Origin of the sequence: Streptomyces sp. NBC_01497 (assembly GCF_036250695.1) — a bacterium.
Lineage (GTDB): Bacteria > Actinomycetota > Actinomycetes > Streptomycetales > Streptomycetaceae > Streptomyces.
In genome coordinates, this window is record NZ_CP109427.1 from 1 (window position 1) to 25,463 (window position 25,463).

The 25,463-nt window shown below is 69.2% G+C and carries 15 protein-coding genes; 13 read left to right on the plus strand and 2 right to left on the minus strand.

All coding sequences use genetic code 11. The features are described 5' to 3' along the window. Positions 1-428: 428 nt before the first annotated feature. The gene (locus OG310_RS00005; RefSeq protein ID WP_329453783.1) at positions 429-1,031 is read right to left on the minus strand and encodes an ankyrin repeat domain-containing protein; all 603 of its coding nucleotides are present in this window, start codon (positions 1,029-1,031) and stop codon (positions 429-431) included. A gap of 120 nt (positions 1,032-1,151) precedes the next feature. On the opposite strand from OG310_RS00005, the gene OG310_RS00010 reads away from it, so the two are divergent. From OG310_RS00010 to OG310_RS00070, 13 genes are all read left to right on the plus strand, one after another. Then, positions 1,152-3,803: a DEAD/DEAH box helicase gene (locus OG310_RS00010; RefSeq protein WP_329453784.1), complete on the plus strand. Its 2,652-nt coding sequence runs from the start codon at positions 1,152-1,154 to the stop codon at positions 3,801-3,803. 93 nt (positions 3,804-3,896) lie between these two features. After that, positions 3,897-7,172, plus strand: a complete 3,276-nt coding sequence (locus OG310_RS00015; protein ID WP_329453785.1) for a Helicase associated domain protein — start codon at positions 3,897-3,899, stop codon at positions 7,170-7,172. 240 nt (positions 7,173-7,412) lie between these two features. After that, entirely contained in the window at positions 7,413-8,819 is a 1,407-nt protein-coding gene (locus tag OG310_RS00020; protein WP_329453786.1) for a DNA-binding protein, read from the plus strand. A gap of 178 nt (positions 8,820-8,997) precedes the next feature. Continuing rightward, positions 8,998-9,774, plus strand: a complete 777-nt coding sequence (locus OG310_RS00025) for a TnsA-like heteromeric transposase endonuclease subunit (protein ID WP_329453787.1) — start codon at positions 8,998-9,000, stop codon at positions 9,772-9,774. After that, a complete protein-coding gene (locus tag OG310_RS00030) occupies positions 9,771-11,933 on the plus strand; it encodes a Mu transposase C-terminal domain-containing protein (RefSeq protein ID WP_329453788.1) in 2,163 nt (720 codons plus the stop codon). Before OG310_RS00025 ends, OG310_RS00030 begins: the two co-directional genes overlap by 4 nt. Positions 11,934-12,016: 83 nt before the next feature. Further along, the gene (locus OG310_RS00035) at positions 12,017-13,000 is read left to right on the plus strand and encodes an ATP-binding protein (protein WP_329459966.1); all 984 of its coding nucleotides are present in this window, start codon (positions 12,017-12,019) and stop codon (positions 12,998-13,000) included. Between the two features lie 7 nt (positions 13,001-13,007). Continuing rightward, positions 13,008-13,640, plus strand: a complete 633-nt coding sequence (locus OG310_RS00040) for a hypothetical protein (protein WP_329453789.1) — start codon at positions 13,008-13,010, stop codon at positions 13,638-13,640. Between the two features lie 303 nt (positions 13,641-13,943). Then, the gene (locus tag OG310_RS00045; protein WP_329453790.1) at positions 13,944-15,410 is read left to right on the plus strand and encodes a hypothetical protein; all 1,467 of its coding nucleotides are present in this window, start codon (positions 13,944-13,946) and stop codon (positions 15,408-15,410) included. A 122-nt stretch (positions 15,411-15,532) separates the two neighbouring features. Then, positions 15,533-16,657 carry an ATP-binding protein gene (locus tag OG310_RS00050; RefSeq protein ID WP_329459967.1) on the plus strand — a complete coding sequence of 375 codons (1,125 nt, stop codon included), beginning with the start codon at positions 15,533-15,535 and terminating at the stop codon, positions 16,655-16,657. Between the two features lie 303 nt (positions 16,658-16,960). Beyond that, positions 16,961-18,445, plus strand: coding sequence for a DUF3375 domain-containing protein (locus tag OG310_RS00055; RefSeq protein WP_329453791.1), 1,485 nt, complete (start codon positions 16,961-16,963; stop codon positions 18,443-18,445). After that, positions 18,442-19,059: a DUF4194 domain-containing protein gene (locus OG310_RS00060; protein ID WP_329453792.1), complete on the plus strand. Its 618-nt coding sequence runs from the start codon at positions 18,442-18,444 to the stop codon at positions 19,057-19,059. Before OG310_RS00055 ends, OG310_RS00060 begins: the two co-directional genes overlap by 4 nt. Continuing rightward, positions 19,056-22,475, plus strand: a complete 3,420-nt coding sequence (locus OG310_RS00065) for an ATP-binding protein (protein WP_329453793.1) — start codon at positions 19,056-19,058, stop codon at positions 22,473-22,475. The genes OG310_RS00060 and OG310_RS00065 overlap by 4 nt, the downstream gene beginning before the upstream one ends. Before the next feature lies 1 nt (position 22,476). Continuing rightward, positions 22,477-23,718 (plus strand): Wadjet anti-phage system protein JetD domain-containing protein, encoded by a 1,242-nt coding sequence (locus OG310_RS00070; protein WP_329453794.1) that lies wholly within the window; start codon positions 22,477-22,479, stop codon positions 23,716-23,718. 169 nt (positions 23,719-23,887) lie between these two features. Here the strand turns inward: OG310_RS00070 and OG310_RS00075 are convergent, their stop codons facing one another. Continuing rightward, entirely contained in the window at positions 23,888-25,426 is a 1,539-nt protein-coding gene (locus tag OG310_RS00075) for an ISL3 family transposase (RefSeq protein ID WP_443078506.1), read from the minus strand. Between the last annotated feature and the right edge of the window lie 37 nt (positions 25,427-25,463).

The following is a 25,463-nucleotide window of genomic DNA, read 5'->3' on the forward strand; positions in this document are numbered from 1 at the left end:
GCGCTGCGCGCAATGCAAGCGAACCACCTTGCTGCGCAAGGTGGTTGCGCTCCGCTCCGCGGGAGCGCTGGTGGCCCGCTGCGCGGCCACTCACCCCACGGGCTGCGCCCGTGGGTGAGGTTCCGTTCGCTGCGCTCCCGGAACGGGGTGAAGGTTGCGCCTTCGCTGGGGGCTTTCGCTTCGCTTCGGCCCGGGGCGGGTCCGCTGCGCTCCCCGCCTGACGGTCCTTCCGGCTGCGCCTCCAGGCCCGTTGGGGCCCGCTGGCGCGGGCCGGGCTGGCTGCGAGGGGTGGGGGGCTCGTTCGTGTGGGTTCTAGTGGACCGTGTGCATCACGGTTGATGCACCATGTATTGTTGGCGGAAAGGCGGGATACCCCCAGCCATCCGGGAACCTTTCCGGAATTCTGAGAGAGGAACGGCGGTTCAGGGTCAGTTGCTTGCGGCCAGGAGCATGGAGATTGTCTCCGTGTACTCTGCTTGGCGCTCAGGAGTGTGTTTCCAGCGGTTGGCGCCACGGCCAGCTTGGGCCAGTGCCTCGGCTATCCGGGTGGCGCCGTGGTCCAGCAACAGCCGGACGACTGCCGGCCTGCCCCCGGACGCCGCCCATTCCAGCGGTGTCCGGCCCCGTCCCACCGACTCCAGGCATGCTCCGTGGTCCAGCAGCATCTCAGCGATGCCCTCCTGTCCTTCGGTGGCCGCCACCATCAAGGCGGTTGCCCGCCCCTCACACAGTCGGCCATCAGGCTCTGCCCCGGCCTCCAGCAGAATGCGGGCCATGGTCTGCATTCCACGCTCAGCGGTGAAGCGCAGTGGCAGCGTCTCGGCGTACTGCCCGATGGGCTGTTCAGTGTTCGTGCCCGCAGCCAGGAGCAGACAGACAGCTCCGTGCCGCCCCGCCCACAGAGCACGATCCAGAGGAGTACGGCCCTCTCGATCTCTGCCGTCGACCGGTGTGCCCTTGCCCAGCAGACTTGTCATCAGCTCCAGATCGCCACAACCCGCCGCCTCTACCAACTTCGCTGCCCCATCCATCTCCCGCATCGTCCCCCAACATCCCAACCAGAGCTACGTCCATCACCGCCAGTACACCGCAATCACCTCGGCTTCATTGTCGGACAACGAACCGTAGACCTCACTGAAAGAAAGTTCTCCATGCCGCACGTACAGCTTCGGAAACACCAACTGGACCAGAAAACGAGTTTCCGCAGATGGGTAGAATTTACTGCAAGATCATCTCCGCCCCCGCAGGGTGCCCGGGGCACGATCGTCTCCGCGACCGGATCCGGCAAAACGATCACCGCTGCTGCGTGCGCGCTGGAGTCGTTCGCGGACGGCCGGATCCTCATCACGGTGCCGACCCTGGACCTGCTCGCGCAGACCGCCCAGGCGTGGCGGGCGGTGGGCCACCGGGCGCCGATGGTCGCCGTGTGCTCGCTGGAGAACGACGCGGTCCTGGGCTCGCTCGGGGTGCGCACCACCACGAACCCGATCCAGCTCGCTCTGTGGGCCGGGCACGGGCCCGTGGTCGTGTTCGCCACGTACGCCTCTCTCGTGGACCGGGAGGACATCGACGCGCCCGAGGGCCAGCGGAGGGTTCGCGGGCCGCTGGAGGCCGCTCTGGCGGGCGGGGAGCGGCTCTACGGGCAGCGCATGGACGGCTTCGACCTCGCCATCGTGGATGAGGCACATGGAACCGCTGGTGATCTTGGGCGTCCGTGGGCGGCGATCCACGACAACGCCCGTATCCCGGCGGACTTCCGGCTCTACCTCACCGCCACCCCGCGTATCCTCGCCGCGGCCCGCCCGCAGAAGGGCGCGGACGGCCAGGAGGCGGAGATCGCGACCATGTCGGACGACCCGGAGGGCACGTACGGCGCGTGGCTCGCAGAGCTCGGTCTGAGCGAGGCCATCGAGCGCGAAATCCTTGCCGGGTTCGAGATCGACGTGCTGGAGATCCGCGACCCCTCGCCTGTCCTCGGGGAGTCGGAGGAGGCGCGGCGCGGCAGGCGCCTGGCGCTGTTGCAGACCGCGCTCCTGGAGCACGCCGCCGCGTACAACCTGCGTACGGTCATGACGTTCCACCAGAAGGTCGAAGAGGCCCGTGCGTTCGCGGACAAGCTGCCCGAGACGGCTGCCGCGCTGTTCCTGAACGACGCCTCCGACGCCGATCTGGCCGCCGCCGACAAGCTCCCCGCGTCCTCGATCGACGCGGAGTTCTACGAGCTGGAGGCCGGCCGCCACGTCCCGCCGGACCGGGTGTGGTCGGCGTGGCTGTGCGGTGACCACCTCGTAGCCGAGCGGCGGGAGGCGCTGCGGCAGTTCGCCAATGGCATCGACGCGGCCGGGCGCCGGGTGCACCGGGCATTCCTCGCCAGCGTTCGCGTTCTCGGTGAGGGCGTGGACATCACCGGCGAGCGGGGAGTCGACTCGATCTGCTTCGCGGACACCCGCGGCTCCCAGGTGGAGATCGTGCAGAACATCGGCCGCGCGCTGAGGTTGAACCGCGACGGCTCCACCAAGGTGGCCAGGATCATCGTGCCGATCTTCCTGGAGCCGAACGAGGACCCGAACGACATGGTCGCCTCCGCCTCGTTCCGCCCCCTTGTAGCCGTTTTGCAAGGGCTCCGCAGTCATGATGAACGACTCGTTGAGCAGCTCGCCTCCCGCGCCCTCACCAGCGGCAAGCGCAAGGTCCACATCCAGCGAGACGAGAACGGCCAGATCATCGGCGCCGACGGCGCGGGCGACGGCGAGGACCAGGAGCACGACGACACCCAGGCCGCCGCCGAATCCGCTCTGCTCCACTTCAGCACTCCCCGGGACGCCGCCACGATCGCCGCGTTCCTGCGTACCCGCGTCTACCGGCCGGACAGCCTCGTCTGGCTGGAGGGCTACCAGGCCCTGCTCCGCTGGCGGGCGGAGAACGAGATCACCGGCCTCTACGCCGTTCCCTACGACACAGAGACCCAGGTCGGGGTGACGAAAGATTTTCCCCTTGGGCGCTGGGTCCACAAGCAGCGGAAGGCGCTGCGGGCCGGGGAGCTGGAGGAGCGGCGCAAGGAGCTGCTGGACGCCGAAGAGGCCGGGATGGTGTGGGAGCCGGGTGAGGAAGCCTGGGAGACCAAGCTCGCCGCGCTGCGCTCGTACAGGCGGGCCACCGGGCACCTCGCACCCCGTCAGGACGCCGTGTGGGGCGAGAGCGAGGCCAAGGGCATGGTGCCCATCGGGCAGCACATGGCCAATCTGCGCCGCAAGGGCGGCCTCGGGAAGGACCCCGAGCGCGCCGCGGTACGGGCCGCGCACCTGACCGCCATCGATGAGGACTGGGACTGCCCGTGGCCGCTGGACTGGCAACGCCACTACCGCATCCTCGCCGACCTCGTCGACGCCGACGGCATGCTGCCGCAGATTGAGCCGGGCGTGCTCTTCGAAGGTGATGACCTTGGCCGATGGCTCCAGCGGCAAGTCAGCTCCTGGACGGAGCTGCCGAAGGAGCAGCAACAGCGCCTGTCCGGGCTGGGCGTGAAGCCTGCCGAACGGCCCGTCCCGGCCACCACGACCAAGGGCTCCGGGAAGGCGTCGATGGCCTTCCAGCGGGGCCTTGCGGCTCTCGCTCAGTACATCGCCCGCGAAGGCCACGACCGCGTCCCCAGGGCTCATGCAGAGCGGATCACGGTCGGCGGCGAGGCTGAACCGGTGACCGTGAAGCTGGGCGTGTGGGTCTCCAACACCAAGACCCGCCGCGACAAGCTCGCGCAGGAGCAGCGCGCTGCCCTCGCGGAGCTGGGAGTCGAGTGGGCATGAATGCTGCTTGATCGGTGCGCAGACCCCTCCGTTCCGTAACTGGGTGTGGCTCGCAGGTGGTTACGAGAAGCGGGGCCGACGGAGTGGGGTGGCATGAGCGGCGAGAGTAAGGCACCGGCAGCAGTTGAGGGGCTCGCGCTGCCGAGCGGTGTGCTGCGCGTGGGACCGCTGCAGGGCGAGATGACGCAGTCGTTCCTGACGCGGCTGGCGGCGCGCTACGGCATGGCGTTCAGGGACCTGCTGGCGGCGGTCGTCGATGTGGACGGGCTGCCGAACGCGATGGGCAGGGCGCAGCTGGACAGCGAGATCTACCTGAACCAGGAGGCCCGGAACCGGGTAGCGCAGCTGTGTCGCGTCCCGGAGGATCGTCTGCTGCGGGCGCTGCCTGCCTGGGCGCAGGAGGAGCCCCGTCGACGGTTCGCTATAGGGCCGGCAGCGCAGTTTCACCACACCGCGGAGAAGGTTCGGTGCTGGGGGCCGGCTTGCCCTGAATGCACGGCGCGGCGTACCGGAAGGAGGGAGACCGCTCGCCTGTATCTGGGGCCGCAGCAGCGGGTGTGCCCGTCTCATCGCCGGTGGCTGATGCATATCCCGGGCACGGCGGGCCGAGTGATGGACCTGGCCGGGTGCGGGCAGGTGCTGGACGCCCAGCGCCGTCACGTGAGGCTGCTGCGTCGTTCCGCGCTGGCGTCGGATGCTTTTGAGGTGGCGCGGGCGGTGGCGTCGTCGTGGTGGTGGCAGACGTGGCCGCAGGAGCATTTGTGGTCGGCGCGGCTGCGGAGCCTGGACAGTGACGGCTTGGACCAGGATGTGTGGCGGGTTGTGGCTCGGGAACTGGTGATCTATCCGGAGACCGTTGCTCTGGCCACTCTGCTTGCCAGTGACGGCTTCCGGCGCCGCGTGGTGGCCGATGCACAGGGCCATCTTCCTTTTCGCCTGGCTGATCTGCCGTCGCTTTTAACTGCTGTTGCGGGCTGTGTGCGGAGGCCTTGGTACGTGGAGCAGCTGGCGCAGGAGACGTCAGGTCCTCTCTTTGCGTGGGCTTATCAGTGCGTGCGGGCACAGGGTGGGACAAGGGCTGCGGAACAGGCGATGTGGGCGGTGGCTCCGGCGCACCGTCAGCTCCCTCTGGTGGACGAACTCGCGGTACGGGCGCATGTGGGGTCCGGCGGCCGTAGCGCGGAAGGCAAACGGCGGCGCGGACACAGCCGGCAGGCGGACGAAGCCTTCGCGGCCGGCCTGGTGCATGCCAGCCGCTACGTGCGCGAACACGGCAATCTCGCAGTCCCGCAGGACACCGTGATCGATTCCTATCGGCTTGGGGAATGGCTGAGCAACGTCCAGACCAGAGCGTGGGCAATAGGGCCGGACCGTGCACAGGCTCTCGCGGTTTTGGACCCGTGGTGGAACGTCCCCTGGTCGGTGCAGTGGCAGCGCTCGTACTACCGGGCGCGCGATCACGCCGCAGTCGCCGGCCCGCCCGATGCGGCCGCGGGATTCCCCGGCACCCAGATCCTCAACGGCGAGTGGCTGTATCTGCAGTGCACCCACTACAGCACTCTCCATCCTGAGCAGCAGCGTCTGCTGGCGGACATCGGGATCACGGCCGAGGCGGCCCGCACCGCTCTGCCGCGGCGGATCCCCATCCAGGCCGGCTTCGAAACGGGGCTGACGCACGCCAGGTCCTACGTCGCCGAGCAGGGTCACCTGGCCGTCTCGGGCAAGGACGCGATGTACCAGGGGTATCCGCTGAGGTCGTGGCTCGTGCACCAGCGCCGCAGGGCCCGCGAGAACCGGGAACCTACGGAGCACTCCCGTGCCCTCGACGCCGTCGACCCCTGGTGGAATCCGCCCTGGGTGCTGACATGGCAGCGCTCCTACGCACAGGCCCGGCGGCTGGTGGAGAGCCGGGGCGGGCTCGATGTGGGGGGCGGCTTTCCAGGAGTCGAAGCAGATCTTGCCCTGTGGTTGTCGCGGCAGTGCGCCGCGTATCGGCGTCTGGACCCCGATCAGCAGCGCCTGCTGGCAGACATCGGCATCACAGCCGAGGAAGCCGCGAAAGTGCAGGGCGGGTCCGGGGCATCCCAGGCCGTGAACGAGCAGATTGCTGCTGCCGGTCTGTGGGCTTTGGACGGCATGGCCAGTGCTCGTTCCTTCGCCGCGGTAAACGGGCACCTTGCGGTTGCCTCCGAGTACGTGCACGACGGGTTTGCCCTGGGCCGCTGGCTGGTGGAGCAGCGCCGCCAGGACCGTCGGCACGCTCAAGCCACCGAAGGCGTGTGGCTGCGTGGCCGGCTGCTGGCCGAACTGGATCCCTGGTGGAACCCGCCCTGGCCCTTTCCCTGGCAGCGGAGTTACCAGCGGGCCCGTAAGCGATGGCGGAAAGGCCAGCTGAACGTGCTTGGCCCGCATCGCGGCAGGGACGAGGACGAGGTGACAGTGTGGCTGCACCGTCAGTGCGTCCAGCACGACGTTCTGCAACTCGATCAGCAGAGTCTCCTCGCGGACATCGGCATCTCCTCTGCCGTCGCCCGCGCAGTGACCGAAGCCGATCGAAGCCCCGCCCGCGTAGACACAGGGCTCGCCCACGCACGTAGCTATGCCGCCGAACACGGGCATCTGGCCGTGGCCGAACGGACCCGCCACAACGGCTATCCCCTCGGTACCTGGCTCCTACGCCAGCGACACCGCGTGGCTGACGGGCGCACCGATCCGGCCCGGATCGCCGCGCTGAACGCCCTTGACCCGCACTGGAACCCGCCCTGGCCCCTGGCGTGGCAGCGCGCCTACCACCGGGCACACGCCGCCCCTGCCAGCGGCAACCTGACCGTGGCCCAGCGACGCTGGGCCACCACCCAGACAAGGCTGTGGGACAGCCTCCATCCCACCCAGCAAGAGCTCCTGGCCAACCTCGGCGCCACGCCCGCCACCGAACCCGTACCGGCTCCTACAACCGCGCACCGCTATCCCGCAGGCGAAGGCCTCCCCCACGCCCGTGCCTACGCCGCCGCCCACGGCCACCTAGCCGTGTTCAAACACACCCAGCACCACGGCTTCGCCTTGGGGCACTGGCTCATCCAGCAACGGCGCAAAGCCCGCGCTGGCCTCCTGTCCGCCCTCACCCTGCAAGAACTCACCGTCCTCGACCCCTGGTGGAACCCGCCCTGGCCCTTCGCCTGGCAACGCAAGTACCACCAGCACCGCACCCTCCGCACCACAGGCCAGCCCCTCCCGCCCGAGCTTCAGCGCTGGGCCCGTAAACAAACCGTCCTCTGGCACCAACTCCACCCCCACCAACAGGCCCTGCTGAGCACCATCGGTATCCGCCCTGAGGCTTCGAGTCGGCAAGGCACCTTGCGTGAAGCGTGACGGTGAGACTTCCGAGAGTGATCACGTAGGGCGTGCCGATGGCCAAGATCTTTTCCCAACTCCCCCTGTCTCCCGGCCTGTCGCATCGCCTTCGCAGGTCACAGGGGTAGCAGGAGGTGGCAGGAAAAACGGTCTGAAGGTGGCTCCGTCGAGTAGAAGTGACGGCCCCAGGAGGACGGGGCGCCTGGGCATCCGCTGCAAAAGCGCCCGCCGGGACGGCGGACACGAGACCGTGGTGAAGTGACCCATCACCCCGGCCTGCTGCGGACAGTTCCCCTTCAGGGGGAGACGACCTCGTCGCTGATCTGCCGCATCGCGGGCCGTTACGGGATGGAAGCGAAGGTGTTGCGGTCGTGCTGGCAGTGGCGCAACTACCCGCCGGGGCACGACGGCGGGGGCACGCGGGCCGACGCCGAGGTGCTGCTGAACCCGCCCGGACGACAGCTACTGGCAGGCATGTGCGGCGTCGAGGAAGACGTGCTGGCGCGGGCGTTGCCGTCCTGGGGACAGCAGGACGCCAAGCTGTCGGCCAGAAAGAACAGCGTGCCGGCGGCCGCGTGGCGGACCGGGGGTGCGGTCGCCGGGCCGGTCGCCTTCGGCTGCCGTCTGTGCGCGGCCCGGCGCGCGGGGACGGCCGTGCGGGTGGTGCGGTACGCGCCGCGATGGGAGCGGGTGTGTGTCCGGCACGGGCGGTGGCTCCTGGACGCCGACGCCGACCAGCCTCTTGAGTATCTGGACGTACGGGGTGTGCCGGAAGTGGCCGCGGCGCAGCGGCGGTGGACTGGTGTGACGCGGCGGGCGGTACGGGCTGGAGCGGAGCCGGAGAGGGTGTTCGCTCTGGCTTATGCGGTGGTGGCCCGGTGGTGGGAGCAGGCTCTGCACTGGGAGCGGGAGACGCTGTGGCCTCAGCGGCTGCACCAGGTCGCGGGCGGCAACGCCGGTACAGAGCTGGAGCGGTGGCGGATCGTGGGCCGGGACGCGGTCGTCTTCCCCGAGGTGGTGGCCGTGGCCGACGCGCTGCTGGACCCGGCGATGGCCGAGCTGGTGTGGAGGGACAGCGGTGCCGGGCGGCCGCGGGCGCTGCCCTCCGACGGGGCGTTCTGCCGCCGACTCGGTGAGCGCGTCGGGCGGGGGTGGCTGGGGCCGCTGGCGGCAACCGACTACGGCGGCCCGCTGACCTCGTGGATGGGCGCCGTCATCCGCATCCGTCGTGGCGCCGGCGGCCCGCCCGGCTACGACAACGATCCGTGGTGGCTGCGCCAGGAACACCAGCCCGCGACCATGGCCGGACAGTTGCGCGTCCTGTCCAAGGAACGTAGCGCGCCCGGCTCGGGCACCACGTGGCGCTCTGCGGTGCCGGCCGAGCAGCGGGCGCTGATCAGCAGCCTGGTCAACGACGCCGAAGAGCAGCTGACCCAGCTGCGCGGCGCCCAGTACGGCAAGACCGCCGACGCCGCGCAGCAGTTGCTGGGCAACCTCGGCCATGCCGCCACACTGATCGAGCAGGCCGTCCGGGAGAGCGCAGCAGCAGCCTTCGCGGCCGGGATGGCGCTGGAGGACCTGGCGCGCTGGGCCCGTCTGCCGGCCGATGTCCTGGCCGAGGCACTCGCGGACCAGCGCAACGAGCGGCCGGGAAAGGAGCGGTGAGTAAGTGTCAGGAGGCAGGCAGGCTCTGCAGGGACCACGATCCGCAGGGCACTACCTCATGGCCCGGCACTCGTGATCAAAATCCGTGAAGCGGCCCGCCGCACTGGCAGGACGGGCTTGACTGGGGCGCGTGGGCAGCAAGGACGCAGCGGCCGCAGCAGGTGGCCGCTCACAGCGCATGCAGACGGATACCGGATCCGAGTGGGAGGCGGTCTTCGTCGATCCTCTCGGGCAGGTGGTGCAGCAGCGGTGGGCGGACGCGGTTCTCGCGGTGGCCTTCGAGGAGTTGGAGCCGGTGTCGGCGTTCCCGGTGGTGCCGAGGCGGCGGTGGGGTCCTGGGCAGTGGTGGTCGGCCACGACCGGCCGGCATGTGGCGTGCGGGTCGGCCGCGATGCGGGCGCAGCTGACGGTGCTGGACCGCGACCCCGAGGTGGTCGGCCTGGCCGGGCGGCCGGTGCGTCTGCTGTGGCGGGACGCGCGCGGCCAGGTCCGCTCGTGGGTGCCGCAGCTCTTCGCCCGCCACCGCGACGGCACCGCCCTGCTGGCCGACTGCCCCAACCACCTGGAGGCCGGCGGCGAGCGGGCGCAGCGTGCTGCGACGGTCCTTGAGGCGGCGTGCGCGCAGGCCGGCTGGAGCTACCGGCGCCTTGAGCCGCTGGAGAAGACGCTTTCGGCAAACCTGAAATGGCTGGCCGGGTACCGCCACCCCCGCAACGCCGGCCATCCCCGTCTCGCGGCCGCCCTGCGTGAGGTGTTCGCACAGCCGCAGCCGCTGATCGAGGGCGTCGAAGCGGTGGGCGACCCGATCGAAGTCCTGCCCGCCGTCTTCCACGCCCTGTGGCACGGACACCTCACCGCGCCCCTGGACGTACCGCTTAACGAGCGGGTCCTCGTCAGCACCGGCGCCGGCGGTGCGAACGGCCACGGCGGCCCGGGCAGCGGGGAGGGGCAGTGAGCGTGCGGCGTGGCGGCCGGCCGGTGCTGCAGGTCGGAGCGCACGTCCGCTTCCGTGACCGCACCTGGCAGGTCATCGCGATGGCGGGGCAGCAGGTCCACCTCGCCGGTGAAACAGGCGAAGACGAGACGGTCGTGGCCGGACACCTGTTCGCCGACCCGTCCTTCACCATCGTGGGCGCCGAAATGCCCCAGGCCGCAACGCAGTGGGGTCTGTTCGAAACCGCGCCCGAGGACGCGCGGCGCAAGGCACTGGCCTGGCAGCGGCACATCCGCGAGGTGGAGACCGGCCTGCCCGGCGGGACGGACAGCGACGGGGCGCCCCGGGCCGAGTACGACCCCGACCGGTTCACCCTCGCACAGCGCGAGGAGGCCAAGGCCACGGAGCTGACCGCGATCGGCTTCGGCCCTGTCTCCCGGACCACGGTGCAGCGCATGCGCCTGGCCTACCGCAAGCAGGGACTGTGGGGGCTGGTTGACCACCGCACCACCCGTCGGCCCGTGCCTACCGGGCGCACCGACGAACGCGTCATCGCCGCCATCGAGGAAGCGCTGCGCCGCCAGCGCGGCCGTTCCAAGGGCACCGTCAAGGGCTTGATGCCCCTGGTCACACAGATCCTTACCGACCGGCACGGCCGCGGCACAGTGCCCGCCCCCTCCCAGGCCACCTTCTACCGGCTCGTCCACCAGCTCGCCGACCCTGCCGAACACCCCCACCGCCCCGCCCGTACTCTCCCCTCCCCCACCGGCGGACAGGCGTTCACCCCGACCGTGGCGCTGCGGCCGGGCGAGCAGGTGCAGGTCGACACCACACGGCTGGACGTCCTGGCCGTCTTCGACGACGGCACCACCGGCCGGCCCGAACTCACGATCGCCGTCGACGTCGCCACCCGCGCCATCCTCGCCGCGGTCCTGCGGCCCGCCGGCACCAAGGCAGTCGACGCGGCCCTGCTGCTCGCCGAGATGGCCGTCCCGCACGCGGCCCGTCCCTCCTGGCCCGACGCACTGTGCCTCGCCCACACCCAACTCCCCCAGCTACAGCGGCTGATGGACCTGGACGAACGGCTCGAGGGCGCGGCTGCCCGGCCGGTGGTGGTGCCCGAGACGATCGTCGTGGACCGGGGCAAGGTCTACCTGTCCACGGCGTTCACCGCCGCCTGCGAAACCCTCGGCATCAGCGTCCAGCCCACCCCGCCCCACGCCCCCGCCGCCAAAGGCATCGTCGAACGCACCTTCGGCACGGTCAACGCCCTGCTGTGCCAGCACCTGCCCGGCTACACCGGCTCCGACGTCACCCGCCGCGGACCGGACGCCGAAGGCGAGGCCTGCTTCAGCGTCGCCCAGATGCAGGACCTTCTGGACGAATGGCTGATCCACTACCACCACCGCCCCCACGAAGGCCTGCGCCACCCCACCCTGCCGAAGAAGGCTCTCACCCCGAACCAGATGTGGGCCGCGCTTATCGCCGTGACCGGCTACGTGCCCCTCCCCTTGAGCGGCAGCGACTACCTCGAACTGCTGCCGGTGCGCTGGCAGGCCATCACCGAACGCGGCATCCGCGTCGACCACCGCACCTACGACCACGATGTCCTCGCCCCCTACCGCGGTCAGCCCTCCCCCGTCACCGCACGCGGCGGCAAATGGGAAGTCCACACCAACCCCCACGACGCCCGCCAGGTCTGGATCCGCCTGCCCGACGGACACCTGACAGAGATCCCGTGGATCCACCGCGACCACATTCACCAGCCGTTCAACAGCGCCACCTGGCAGCACATCAAAACGATCACCACCCGCCACAGCGACCGCGACACCCACGAAGCCGACCTCGCCGACGCCCTCGACCAGCTCATGCGCCGCGCCCACGCCGGCACCGCTACCCCCGGCGAACAGCGCCTGATCACCCGCGCCGCACCACTGAAAACACCCCCGCCCGCAGCCGGCACCCGCCCTCCCTACGATCCGGCCCCGCAGGCCGACGCCTGGGACGACGCCTGGGACGACGACAGCATCGACGACCTCGACGACCTCGACGACCAGCCCGACGAACCAGAACAGGCCGACAGCGAAGACGAACTCGGACCCGGCGACACCAGCGACGTGCCCGTCCCGTACACCGGACTCGGCCTCTACGACCCCGCTCAGGAAGCCCTCAACTGGTGACCAGCCCCGCACGCAACCACCACGCCCCCGCCAACACCGAGGCACCGCCGCCTGGCACGCAGGCAGTCGAGCCGGAATGGCCGATCACCACCTGGCAGGGCTGGCAACGCTTCGCCACCACCCCGCCCCTCACCCCGCCCCAGCCCGGCGACACCCCACGCAGCACGGAAGAACGCCTCGCCTACCACTCCGCGTTCGTCACCGTCCGCACCCCCGCCATCAACACCCTCGCCACCCAGGTCCGCACCCTGATGCTCCTCGGCCGCCACCAGCAGACCACCGCCCGGCCCTCACTGATCGTCACCGGCCCCGCCGCGGCCGGGAAAACGACCGCCCTCCTCGAAGTCGGACGCACCTGCCACCTCGCCCACACCCGAAAACACCCCGCCCCGCCCGGACGCACCCACCAGCAGACACCGGTCGCGTACCTGCTGGTGCCGGCCGGCGCCACCGCGAAAACCCTGGCCACCGAATTCGCCCGCTACCTCGGCATCCCCGTCACCACCCGCATGACCCAGACCCAGATCACCGAGGCCGTCTGCCACACCTACACCGCCGCTGGCGTCCGCCTGGTCCTCATCGACGAGATCCACCGCCTCAACCCGCGCACGACCACCGGCGCCGAAGCCGCCGACCTGCTCAAAGACCTCACCGAACGCATCAGAGCAACCTTCGTCTACACCGGCATCGACGTCGCCTCAACCACGCTGTTCTCCGGAGTACGCGGCGCCCAACTCGCCGGCCGCGCCAGCCTCATCACCTGCGGCCCCCTCCCCGCCCGCCACGGAAACACCCGCCCCTTCACCGATCTCATCACCGACATGGAGAACGCCCTCGACCTCACCCAGCACACACCCGGCACACTCCCCCGCCACGCCTCCTACCTCCACCAGCGCACCGCCGGCCGCATCGGAAGCCTCGCCCGCCTCATCCGCCAAGCAGCGATCACCGCCATCTGCGACGGCACCGAACGCATCACCAAAAAGGCGCTCGAAGCTATCCAGCTCGACCACCTCGCCGAAGAAGCAAGCCGCCCCCGAACCCGCCAACCCGCCAGAACGGCATGATGCGGACATGAAGACGACCACCGAAACGCCAGGCGGCGACGAGTTCGCTGCCCTCTGCCGGCAGGCCTGGGACACCCTGATCCCCGCCCGCGCCGACTACCTGGCAGGCGTCTCACCCCACTACGACGAGGTCCTCCACGACGTCGCGCAGCGAACCGAGCACACCGGCAGCCTCGGCAAGACGGACATCGCAGCCCTCGTCGTCTGGAAACGGCTCTCCGCACAAACCCGCTGGGTGACAGAACTGATGTCCCTGCCCGACACCCAGGTCCGAGCCGTCACCGAGCGAGTCGTCACCGCCGTCCGCGACACCACCATCTCGCGCGGGGAGGCCGCCCGCACGGGGCGCGGCATCATCTGGGAACTGCCCGGCTTCCGCACCGGCGACGCCCTCGCCTCAGCCATCCTCACCGCAGCAGCACCCCAGCGGATGGCCGTCTACGACCGCCGCGTCCAACACGCCCTCGACACCCTCCGCCTCCCCCTCACCCCCACACCGGGACGCTACGGCCGCTACCTCCAGCTCCTCGACGACCTCCTCCACCACGGCGGAGCACACGCCGCCGGCTGGACCGCACGCGACATCGACACCGCCCTGTACTGGACCGGCGGCAACCCCCACCCGACAGCAACGGCATAGCCCACCAGCAGACCCCGACCATGCAGCAAGCCGCTGACCAGCACAAACCCGCACCGACCCTTTAGATACCGGAGCCCATCACCAACACCACACCGCCGTTATCAACGAACCCCGAACAACCACAGGCCAGACGCCCCATCACCACTGTCTCCAGCTCCCCGTAAGCGCCGGACTCCTTATCAGGGAATCACCAACACCCCAGCTCAAGCAGCCCTCGCCACACCAGCTACGAACCTCGGAATCACAACCACGCCGCTGCGGATCCTGGCCCGCGGCGACGACGGCCGGCCCACCGCCACCGAGATGTCCTCACTGATCGACGTGGCCACCCACAGCATGTGCGCGCTGATGATCACGCCCAGTCGCCCCCGGGACGCCGAGAACGGACACGCAGGCCGGGCGACCCGGGCGATCGACCTGACCCTGATGCTGGCCCAGGCTCTCGCGCCCTGGCCGGTGATGCCCGGCTGGGACCCGCTCAGCGCGGCCGCCGCCTCCAGCCTGCCGTTCGGCGCGCTTCGCGCTGCGGATGAACGGTTCACCGAGGCCACCGCCGCCCGCCCGGTCATCCGCCCCGAACTGATCATCTACGACCAGGGCAGCCCCTACGTCAGCGAGCACTTCACCGAGGTCTGCGACCGGCTGCGCATCGCCCGCCGCCCGGCGCGCAAGAGAACCGCGCCCGACAAGCCGCTCGTCGAGCACTTCTTCATCACCCTCGCGCACCGCTTCAGCCAGCACGTGCGGCACGGCTGGCAGGGCCGCAGCCACAAGAAGCGCGGCCGCGGCATCGAGCGGATGCCGCTGTACACGATCGCCGAGCTCCAGCAGATGGCCCAGGAATGGGTGGCACTGGAGTACCAGCAGACCCCCGATGCGGGGCTGCGCGACCCGTTCCGCCCCCACATCGTGCTGTCACCCAACGACATGTACGCCGTCCAGGTGGCCCGCAGCGGCTACCGGGCCGTGCCGCTCTCCCCCACCCAGAACCGCTTCTTCCTGCTGTCGCAGTGGGTCACCCCCGGCAAGGGCGGCTTCATGATCGACTATCGGACCTATCAGCCCGTCGCTCAGGACGCCGCACACTACCGCGAGGTCCTCCTGCGCGGCGGCTCGAAGCTGCCCGGCGCAGGGGGCAAGTGGGAATGCCGCTTCAACCCCTACCGCCCCGAGCGGGTGTGGCTCTACGACCACACGGCCAACACCTGGGTGACCTGCGATTTCCGGCTCCGGCACCTGCTGCACGATCCGTGGACCGCAGACATGTGGCAGGAACATGCCGAGCAGCACCGTGCGGCAGGCGGCAGCGAGCAGGACGAGGAGGCGATCGCCCTGGCCCTGGCGCAGCGCGAACGCAGGCGGCGCAGCCGCAGGCCGCCGCCCAAGCGCACCGGAGCCGAACCACCCTTCCAGGGGCTGGCGTTGGAGACCGAACAGCCCTCCCACGACCCCTACGCGGACCTGGAAGAGTTCGACCTGTCGACGCTGCGTCCCTACCCAGCGCTGCCCATCTCTCCTCTGGCTCCCCCGCCCGCACCCGTCTCCCCCGCGCTGCCCGCAGGCCCGGGCAGCGCGGACCAGCCGTCGGACAACGGGCAGGCCCCGCATCCACTGGCAGCGCTCTTCCCCGACAACGGCGACAGCAGCCCGCCGGACGCCCCCACGGCCGAAACACCGGCAGTTGCCTACGAGGTCGTCGAAGCGGAACTCCTCGACGACCTCGATCCGGACGGTGATGACGGTGCCGAGGACGACGTATGGGAGATGTAGGCGGCCGGCGCAGGGGCCGTGGACGACGCGGCCGTGGGACGGCCCCGGGGGCGGACGCATCCTCCGGGGCCGGGGCTAGATCTGGAGGTGTGAGGCAGGAACCGTGATGAGGAAGAAGCGTGATGAAGGCGTCCGTCGAACTGCGTAACAAGCGTGAAGCCCGTCTGCGTCAGCAGCTGAGGGACACTCCGATGCGGCCTCTTCCGCTGTTCCAGCTCACCGGTTGGACCCACTTCGTCGACGAGGAGGTGAACCCGCCCGTTCTGGCGGCGGGCAGCAGTCCCGCCGAGGACAGGAAGTCGGACGAGCAGGCCATCGCCTACCACCGGCACCTGCGGATGGTGCCCACCGACGCGATGACGCACATGCAAGAGACGGTCGTCGAGGCGGTCCACCGCAACAGCGGGTGCCGTGAGGGCCTGATGGACCATGTCATCGACGGGCCCGCAGGCACCGGCAAGACCTGCCTGTTGCGTGCGATCGGGCGCACCGCCCAGCAGGAGGTCGAGGCCGCCACGAACGGCAGGCAGCCAAACACGATCCCGGTGGTGCACATCACCACCCCCGCGGACCCGGAGCTGAGGGTGAACTGGGTCTGGGAGATCGGATCCTACCTGGGTCTCAACCCCGAGCCGAAGAGCCTCGCGGAAGTCTTGGAGATGCGCCGGCACCAGGACGTGACCCTGCCGGTCAACTACGTCCTGGAAACGGCACAGACCCGTCTGCTGCTCATCGACGACATCAACCGGGCCTCGCCGCCGCAACTGGCGAACGTACTGCCCTACTTCGACTACCTGCGCGACAAGCTGGGCATCTCGCTCATCTTCTGCGGCACCGGCGCCAGCCACCTCCTGCACCAGGCCCGCATCCTGGCCCAGGACCTGACCCGGGTCAGCGAGGAGAACCGGGTACGGCTCGAGCAGGCGGGACAACCGGCTGAGCCCGTCTCGCCCTCCCCCGCCGCGCTGCTGCCGGTGACCTGGCTGCACCCCCTGCCCCTGGGCACCAAGGCCAAGGAACAGGAGATGTTCCGGCGCGTACTGGCGGGCTTCGAGGCCGACTTGAGCCTGTACCGGCTCGAGGGAAACGCCCTGAGCAAACACGCCGCCGAACTGCACCGGCGCACCGGCGGCTACTTCAAAGCCCTCACCTACGTCATCTCCACCGCCGCCGTCATCGCGATCCGCACCGGCAGCGAGAACATCACCATGAAAGAGATCGACGCCGCAACAGCCCAGCTCAGCTGAACCGCTACCGCCCCAGCTCGATCGGCTGATGCCGACAGCCGGACGAGCCAGCGCGTTCGTGCAGAGCGCTCACCAGGCAGGCACCGCACATTCAACCGCAGCGGGCAAGCATCGCACCGGTGAGCACGGTAGGGGCCACCGCCCACGACGCAGCGCCGTTGTCAGTGGTGGGCTTTACGGTGCAGGCGTGGGTATCGAAGCTTTTACGCACATGTCGGCATCAGCGTGCGGTGACGCATGACAGAGGGAGGTACGCCGCTGCACGCGAGCACTGCCCGCACACGGCGTGAGCGGGAATCTGGGGTGGGAAGCTTGGACTACGACGAACTGGTCGCGCTGCGCAGACACCATTCCGCCTGGAAGCTGCTGCGGGCGGACAACGCGGCACTGATGCTGAGCTTCTTCAACAAGGTCTTCGTCGAGCATGGCACCCGTTCGATCGCCGGTGTGGAGCTGGCCGATCGTCTGGACGACGAGTTGTTCGCACTCAATGAGCGACTTGGCCAGGGGGCGTTCCCGAAGTCCGCGAAGGCGTATCTGGACGACTGGTCGGGGCCGCAGTCGGGCTGGTTGCGCAAGTACTATCCGGCGGACTCGGACGAGCCGCACTATGACGCGACTCCGGCGGTGGAGAAGGCAATCGCCTGGATCCGGTCACTTCAGGTCCGGTCCTTCATCGGTACCGAGTCACGTCTCAACACCATCTTCGACCTGCTGAGGCAGATGACGTTCGGGGCCGAGACCGATCCCGAGGCGCGGCTCGAGGAACTGCAGCGTCGGCGTCTGGAGATCGACGAAGAGATCGCCCGGGCCGAGGCCGGCGACGTGGACGTACTCGACAGTTCCGGTCTGCGGGACCGCTACCAACAGCTGACCGCCACCGCACACGACCTGCTCGCCGATTTCCGTGAGGTCGAGGCCAATTTCCGCGACCTGGACCGGGAACTGCGCCGGAAGATCGCCGTGTGGGACGGCAGCAAGGGCGAGCTCTTGGACGAGATCCTCACCAGCCGGGAGAGCATCGCCGAATCGGACCAGGGCAGGAGCTTCCAGGCGTTCTACGGCTTCCTGCTCTCCCACCGCCGCCAGGACGAGTTCAAGAAACTCCTGGCCGCGGTCGAAGCCATGGACGCCATCGGCGAACCCGACCCCCGCATGCGGCGCATCCCCCGGGACTGGCTGGACGCCGCCGAGCGCACCCAGGCGACCGTCCGCCAGCTCTCCGAGCAGCTGCGGCGTTTCCTCGACGACCGGGCCTGGTCCGAGGACCGCCGGGTCATGGAACTGATGAGCGGCATTGAGGCCCGCGCGATCGCACTGCGTGATACGCCCGGCATGGACCTGATCGTGGAGATCGACGCCGCCGCCCCAACCATCACTCTGCCGATGGAACGACCGCTGTACGCGCCCGTGACCCGGACGCCGATCGACAGCGCCGACATCCGTGTGGGGGATGAGGAGTTCGCGGCCGACGCGTTGTTCGAAGCGGTCTATGTGGACCCGGCCCGGCTCGTCGAGGCCGTCCGGCGCGCACTGGATCTGCAGGCTCAGGTGTCCCTGGCGGACCTCGTGCGCCAGCACCCGCTGGAGCAGGGGCTCGCTGAATTGGTCGCGTACCTCGCGCTGTCCGGGGACGGTTTCACGGTGGTCTTCGACGACAGCCGCCGCGAAGAGATCACCTGGGCCGGCGCGGACGGCGTCCAGCACGTCGTCCAAGCCCCCGTGGCGGCGTTCGCCCGCACCATCTCCGGCGCCACCTGGGCCTCGGGCAAGGAGGAGCAGTCATGACCACGCCTGTGCCACCCATGCCACAGCAGACCCGCAGCCTGTCCCTGCCGGTCAACCAGCTGCTCAAGGGGCCCCTCTTCCGTGACCAGCATGAGCGGGCCTGGGAAGCGCTGCTCCAACTGCGCGCCCGCGTCCAGGACTACGTCGACGTCATGGGCCTGACCGTGGTGATCGACGAAGCCGAGGGCTATGCGTTCCTGCGCTCCCAGCCCGAGGAGGAGAACGCAGATCCGCGCTTGGCTGCGCCGCGCCTGATGCCCCGCCGGTCCCTGTCGTACCCGGTCAGTCTGCTGATCGTGCTGCTGCGCAAGCGGCTGGCGGAATTCGACGCCGGGTCCGGCGAGACCCGGCTGATGATCACCCGCGACGAGATCGTGGAAATGATCCGCATGTTCCTGCCCACCGGCAGCAACGAGGCGCGTCTGGTCGACCAGATCGACACGTACATCACCAAGGCCGTGGAGCTGCAGTTCCTGCGCCGCGCCAAGCACCAGGAGCAGTTGTACGAGGTGCAGCGGATCATCAAGGCCTATGTCGACGGGCAGTGGCTTGCCGACTTCGAAACGAACCTGGCCCGGTACGCGGCCCCCACCACCCCGGAAGGACAGCAGTGATCCCCGCTCAGTCCGGCCCGTTCGTCACCGACGCCTCCCCCGATCTCGACCTGGCCGGGTTCCGGCTGGAGCGGCTGGAGGTGTACAACTGGGGCACTTTTCACCAGCGCGTGTGGTCCTTGGGAGTCGGCGGCGCCAACGCCCTGCTGACCGGCGACATCGGCTCGGGAAAGTCCACCCTGGTCGACGCGGTCACCACGTTGTTCATGCCCGCGAACCGCATCGCCTACAACCGGGCCGCCGGCGCGGAGAGCCGCGAACGCAGCCTGCGCTCCTACGTCCTGGGCCACTACAAGTCCGAACGCAACGAGGCCACCGGCACGACCCGTCCGGTCGCCCTGCGCCAGCCGGGCAACTACTCGGTGATCCTGGGGGTGTTCACCAACCGCGGCTACGACGCGACGGTCACTCTCGCGCAGGTTTTCTGGATGGCCGACGGCAACGCCACCCAGCCGGAGCGCCTGTTCCTCACCGCGGACCGGGCCCTGTCCGTCACGGACGACTTCTCCGACTTCGGTACCGACGTCAGGTCCCTCAAGAAGCGGCTGACCGGCAGCGGCGTACGGGTGCACCCGTCGTTCGCCGCCTACAGCAAGGACTTCCGCCGCCGCATGGGCATCGAGTCCGAGCAGGCCCTGGAACTCTTCCACCAGACGGTGTCCATGAAGTCCGTCGGCAGCCTCGACGACTTCGTCCGCAGCCACATGCTGGAACCCTTCGACGCAGCCATGATGACCGAGACGATCGTGGCGCACTTCGACGCCCTGACCACCACGTATGAGTCGGTGCAGCGCGCACGCGCCCAGATCGACGCCCTCACGCCACTGCTTCAAGAGTGCGACCAGCACGACGTCCTCGCCAGGAGTATCGACGAGGCCGTCGCGCAGCAAAGCGCCCTGCGGTTCTTCTTCGCCCAGCGCAAGTCCGCCCTGCTGGAGGCGGACCGTCTCACGCTGAAGCGTGATCTGAGCCGCCACGAGAACGACCGGGGGGCCGCGAAGGACCGGCTCAAGGATCTTCACGGGCAGCACAGCCGGTTGGAGCTGCAGCGCGCGGGAATGGGCGGCGCTCGCCTCGGCGAACTGGAAAGGGAGATCGAACGGGAGTCGCGCGCCCGCGATGACCGTCAGCGCAGGGCAAGGGACCACGCCGCTCTGCTGGGTCAGGTGGAGCTCAGCCCTGTCAGCAGCGCAGAACAGTTCACCGAACGCCTCCAGGAGATCGCCGACTCCCAACAAGCCGCCACCACGGTGCAGCAGGAGACCCGGGAAGCCCTGAGCGCCCTCGCGGTCGATGCCAACCGCCTGCGCCAGCAGGCGACGGAACTGGGCGAGGAGCTGGTCAGCCTCCGCTCCCGGCGCAGCAACATTCCCAAGAAGCAGCTGGATCTGCGCGCCCGCCTGTGCCATGAGCTCGGGATCGAGGAGAGTGCGCTGCCGTTCGCCGGCGAACTGATCCAGGTCCGGGCCGACGAGCAGGCATGGGTCGGCGCCGCAGAACGGCTGCTGCGGGGTTTCGCGCTCTCGCTGCTGGTCCCGCACGACCTGTACTCTCCCGTGTCGGAGTGGATCAACGCGCACCACCTCGGTGCCCGGCTCGTCTACTTCCGCGTCCCCGAAACAGTCCCGGTGCGGCGCCCGCAGCACACCGAAGCCCCTGTCCTGGCCTCCAAACTGGAGGTCAAGGCAGAGTCCCCGTTCGCCCACTGGCTGGCCAGCGAGCTGGACCGCCGCGCCGGACACATCTGCGCCGAGACGATGGCGGACTTCAAGCGGGCCGACCTGGCGATCACCCCGCAGGGTTTGGTCAAGGGGGCGCGGGGCCGTCACGAGAAGAACGACACCACCCGCATCGACGACCGCAGCTCCTACGTTCTGGGCTGGACCAACCAGCTGAAGATCGACGCTCTCCTCGACCAGGCCCGCGGCACGCAAAAGGAACAAAAAGACCTCAATAAGAGGAAAATCAGCATCGAGACCGCCCATACCAACAGCATCACTCGCGGCCAGATCCTCGCCCAGCTCGCAACCACCCGCGACTACAGCGAGATCGACTGGGCCTCGGCCGTCAGCCGCATCACGGCGCTGGCCGAGGAGAAGCGGCGCCTTGAGGAGTCCTCCGAGGACCTGGACCAGATCACCCGCCGCCTGGAGGTGCTCGCGAAGGAGATCGCCCAGGCGGAAGACGACCGTGAACAGGCAGGCCTGGCCATCGGCGGCCTGAACGAGGCCCTCAAGACCGCGACGCGTGAGCACGACGCCGCCCGGGCCCTGCTGGACGAGCCTGACTGCGCAGCCGCCCGCGCACACTTTCCCGCCATCGAGCAGCGCCTGGCCCAGACACGGCTGGCCTGCCGGACGGTGAGCGAGTGCACTGCCGCGGAAAGCCGTGTGCACGGCGAGCTGGCCTCGGCCAAGGACCGCTTCAGCATCCAGCAGAACCGCATCGGCCAGGCGATCGCCTCCAAGATGGGCGCCTTCCGCCGCGAGTACCCGGTGGAGACAGGCGAACTGGACGACTCGGTGAACTCCGCCCGCGGCTACCGCGAACTGCACCAGCGCCTGGTCGCCGATGATCTGCCCCGCTTCCAGGAGCAGTTCAAGAGCTACCTGAAGACAAACGTCATCCGTGACATCGCGGGCTTCCACGCGCAGCTGACCAGCCAGGCCGACCAGATCGGCGAACGCGTCGCCATCATCAACGACTCACTCGCCGGCATCGACTACAACCCCGGCCGCTACATCACGCTGAAGACCGATCGCACGCCCAACGTCGAGATCCGCGACTTCATCACCGAACTGCGTGCCTGCACGGACGACGCCCTGGCCGACGACCACTCGGACACCTATTCCGAAGAGAAGTTCCACCAGGTCCGCCGTCTCATCGAACGCTTCAAGGGCCGCGAAGGGCACACCGAGGCTGACCGTGCGTGGACCCGCCGCGTCACGGACGTGCGCTACTGGTTCGTCTTCAGCGCCAGTGAGCGGCGGCGGGAGGACGACACCGAGTATGAGGTCTACTCCGACTCCGGCGGCAAGTCCGGCGGACAGAAAGAGAAACTCGCCTACACCATCCTTGCCGCCTCCCTCGCCTACCAGTTCAAACTCGACTGGAACTCGGCCCGATCCAAGACCTTCCGATTCGTCGTCATCGACGAAGCCTTCGGCCGCGGCTCCGAGGACTCCGCCCGATTCGCCCTCGACCTCTTCAAACGGCTCGGCCTGCAACTCCTCATCGTCACACCCCTCCAAAAGATCCACGTCATCGAGCCGTACGTGTCCGCCGTCGGCTTCGTCGACAACCCCGACGGCCACGACTCACGCTTGCGGACCCTGACCATCACGCAGTACCGCCAGGAGCGCCTCGCCCACACCCTGTCCGCGCTGCAGGGCGCCGGCACCGGCCGGGGGCACTGACATGGTGGCGCCGACCGACCGCCGGGCATGGACCACACCCGCAGACGTCACAGACCGCCTGCGCAGACGCTGGATGCGCGGTGACTTCCTCACCGCGCTCGCCGAGCAACATCCCTTCGAACCGCTCTGCATCCCGCTGGGCGGCCCCAAACCCTCCGAGCTGACCCGCGACTTCGACGCCGTCCGCACCTGGGTCCACACCTGGGACTCCGCCCGGCAGCAGTTCTCGCGCATCGAGCACCGGCGAGTCGGAGGACGCGTCGTCGGCGCCAACGACCTCCCTCACCAGGCATGGATCGACCGCCGCGAACAGCTGTGGGACCTCCTCGGCGTCACCAGCGCCGTCCACCGCTTCCAAACGCTGCTGGCCTCCGCCCGAAAGGCCACCCCTGAGCTTGCGGCCTGGATGACCGCCTATCCCATGAAAGTCCTGGACCTCGAAACGGATTGGGAGCGCCTGCACCAGACCGTCCGCTGGATCCTGGACTACCAGGGTCCGCCGCTCTATCTACGGCAGATCGACGTACCGGGCGTGGACACCAAGTTCATCGAGAGCCACCGCGCCATCCTGACCACTCTGCTGGAGCACTGCCTGCCCGCCGACCGGATCGACACCGAAGCGCCGCGCACCAGCTTCACCGCCCGCTTCCGCTTCCGGGGCAAGCCCGCCTACGCCAGATTCCGTCTCCTCAGCGACACCTCTATCGCCGGATTCAACGAACTGACCGTGCGCGTCGATGAGTTCACCGCATCCCCGCCCGACATCACAACCATCTTCATCGTCGAGAACGAGACCACCTACCTCGCCTTCCCGCCCCAGCCCGCGAGCATGGTGATCCTCGGCAGCGGATACGCCGTCACCCGGCTCGCCGAACTGCACTGGCTCCACGACAAGCGACTCGTGTACTGGGGCGACCTGGACACCCACGGTTTCGCGATCCTCGACCGACTGCGCCGCGTCTTCCCCCACACGGAGTCGATCCTGATGGACCGCTCCACCCTGACGGCCCACCGGGGCCAGTGGGTGAAGGAGCCCAAGCCCACCCAGGAACACCTGCAGTCACTGACCGGCGAGGAAACCGACCTCTACCAGAGTCTCGTGGACGACGACTTCGGGCACGGCATACGACTGGAACAAGAACGGATACGCTTCTCCGCCGTCCAGACAGCACTGGCCAGCCTTCACAGCCACCCCTCGCAGCTACCCCACGACGAGGGACGGCCCAGATCCCCGCAGGAATGAGGTGAGACATCACTTCCTCAGGCGCCGACCCTTTTCTTCCCCTTCATCCGAGAATGCCGACGAGGGCGGCGCTCAGTCCGCTGAAGATCCATTCGCCGCGGGTCGGCGAGCGCGAAGGGGTCTGTACGCTCACCGGCTCTGTTCCGTAGTCGGTGGTGACGTTGGGTGTCTATGTGCTGAGTAGGATGCGGTGGCGGAGGAGCTCGAATCCGGCTCGGCCGTGCATCTGCCGCATGATCTTCTTGGTGTGGGTGTTGACGCCTTCGGTGCGGCCGTTGCTCCAGGGGAGGGTCAGGCCGGCGTTGACGGCGGCGCGGTCGAGTTCCAGGCCGTTGCAGAAGGTGTGCAGGTGGGGCAGGTCTGCGCCGCGGGCCTGGGTGATCCACTCGGTGAGCTTGGAGTCGTTGCCGCTGGCGGGTGTCAGCAGGGCGGCGAAGTCGCGGATGAGGGCGGTGAGCTGGGTCATCTCGGGGCAGGTCGCGGTGAGGAGGCTGAGCAGGTCGGTGTCCTTGGTCCGCAGGTGGTCGGGGTGGGTGAGCAGGAGCCGGGCGAGGCGGCGGGGGGTGGTGACGGGGCGGTCGCCTTCGGCGCGGCCCTGGTTGAGGTAGCGGACCAGCAGGTTGGCACTGCCGGTGTAGCCGAGTTCCCTGATCTCGTGCAGGAGGTGCGTGACGGGCACGCCGGGCTCGGCTGCGCGACGCGTGCGCAGGTGCTCGCGGTAGGGGTCGACCAGGGTGGGCCGATAGCGTGGGGCGATGCGCTCGGTGGGCGGCTCGGGGGTGCGTGCATAGCGCTTGACCGTGTTCAGGGACAGGTCCAGGCGGCGAGCGCAGTCCAGCAGGCCAACGCCTTTGTCGAGGAGGTCGTGGACCTTGTGCCAGCGCTCGCGGGTGGTCTGCTCGCGCACCCCGCCGGGACGGGGCGGGTTGACGGTGGCCCAGCAGGGGGCGTGGGCGCGGACTTCGGCCAGGGTCTTGTCGCACAGGTTGCTCCACAGGTGCCAGCGGTCGCTGACCTGCGCCGTGCCGGGCAGCGCCCGGCGGATCGCCTCGGCGTAGGTGGCCGAGCCGTCGCGGCATACGGCCTCGATCCCGGTCCTCCCGCGCAGCCATGCCTCCAGGATGGCGGCCTCGCGGTCGGGGAGTACGTCGATGCGTTCCCCGGTCTCGGCGTTGATGATGATCGTGGCGTAGCGGTGCCGGCGGCGCAGGGCGAAGTCGTCGACCCCGACAACCCGTGGAACGCGCACCGTCGGGGTGGGGATGCGCCGCAGCAGGCGCAGGGCGGTGGCGTAGGAAACGGGCGTGACCAGGATGCGGGTGAGGCGGGAGGTCGCCCGGCCGCATAACTCCTTGACCACCCCGGAGATCTGGCCGGTCAGACGCGTGGTGCGGCGCTGGAGGCGCTCCAGCAGCCCGGGCACCTGCTCGCGGAAGGTCTGCCGCCGGCAGCCCAGGACCGGGCAGACCAGACGCCGCACCCGGACATGGACCACGACCCGGCGGCCGTCCACCGGCACATCCGCCACCGTCCGGCCGTGATACCCGTGCACCTTCCCCGTCACCACCCCGCACACCGGACAGGGCACGGGAACATCCCGGGTCCGGGCAGTCACCCGGATCACCTCGCCACCGTCCTCCACATCCTCGATGACCAGCGCCGACAACCCGGAAAACACCACACCTACAAGGGAGTTGATGTCAGTCATGTCTCATGATGGCATGCGACGACTCAACGTCACCACC

What these genes read in the sequence shown, in the direction of transcription:
- OG310_RS00045 (WP_329453790.1), top strand. Translation starts at nt 13,944, where the DNA reads ATGTCCTCACTGATCGACGTGGCCACCCACAGCATGTGCGCGCTGATG.
- OG310_RS00010 (WP_329453784.1), top strand. Translation starts at nt 1,152, where the DNA reads ATGCCGCACGTACAGCTTCGGAAACACCAACTGGACCAGAAAACGAGT.
- OG310_RS00070 (WP_329453794.1), top strand. Translation starts at nt 22,477, where the DNA reads ATGGTGGCGCCGACCGACCGCCGGGCATGGACCACACCCGCAGACGTC.
- OG310_RS00050 (WP_329459967.1), top strand. Translation starts at nt 15,533, where the DNA reads ATGAAGGCGTCCGTCGAACTGCGTAACAAGCGTGAAGCCCGTCTGCGT.
- OG310_RS00040 (WP_329453789.1), top strand. Translation starts at nt 13,008, where the DNA reads ATGAAGACGACCACCGAAACGCCAGGCGGCGACGAGTTCGCTGCCCTC.
- OG310_RS00005 (WP_329453783.1), bottom strand. Translation starts at nt 1,031, where the DNA reads ATGGATGGGGCAGCGAAGTTGGTAGAGGCGGCGGGTTGTGGCGATCTG.
- OG310_RS00075 (WP_443078506.1), bottom strand. Translation starts at nt 25,426, where the DNA reads ATGACTGACATCAACTCCCTTGTAGGTGTGGTGTTTTCCGGGTTGTCG.
- OG310_RS00015 (WP_329453785.1), top strand. Translation starts at nt 3,897, where the DNA reads ATGAGCGGCGAGAGTAAGGCACCGGCAGCAGTTGAGGGGCTCGCGCTG.
- OG310_RS00025 (WP_329453787.1), top strand. Translation starts at nt 8,998, where the DNA reads ATGCAGACGGATACCGGATCCGAGTGGGAGGCGGTCTTCGTCGATCCT.
- OG310_RS00060 (WP_329453792.1), top strand. Translation starts at nt 18,442, where the DNA reads ATGACCACGCCTGTGCCACCCATGCCACAGCAGACCCGCAGCCTGTCC.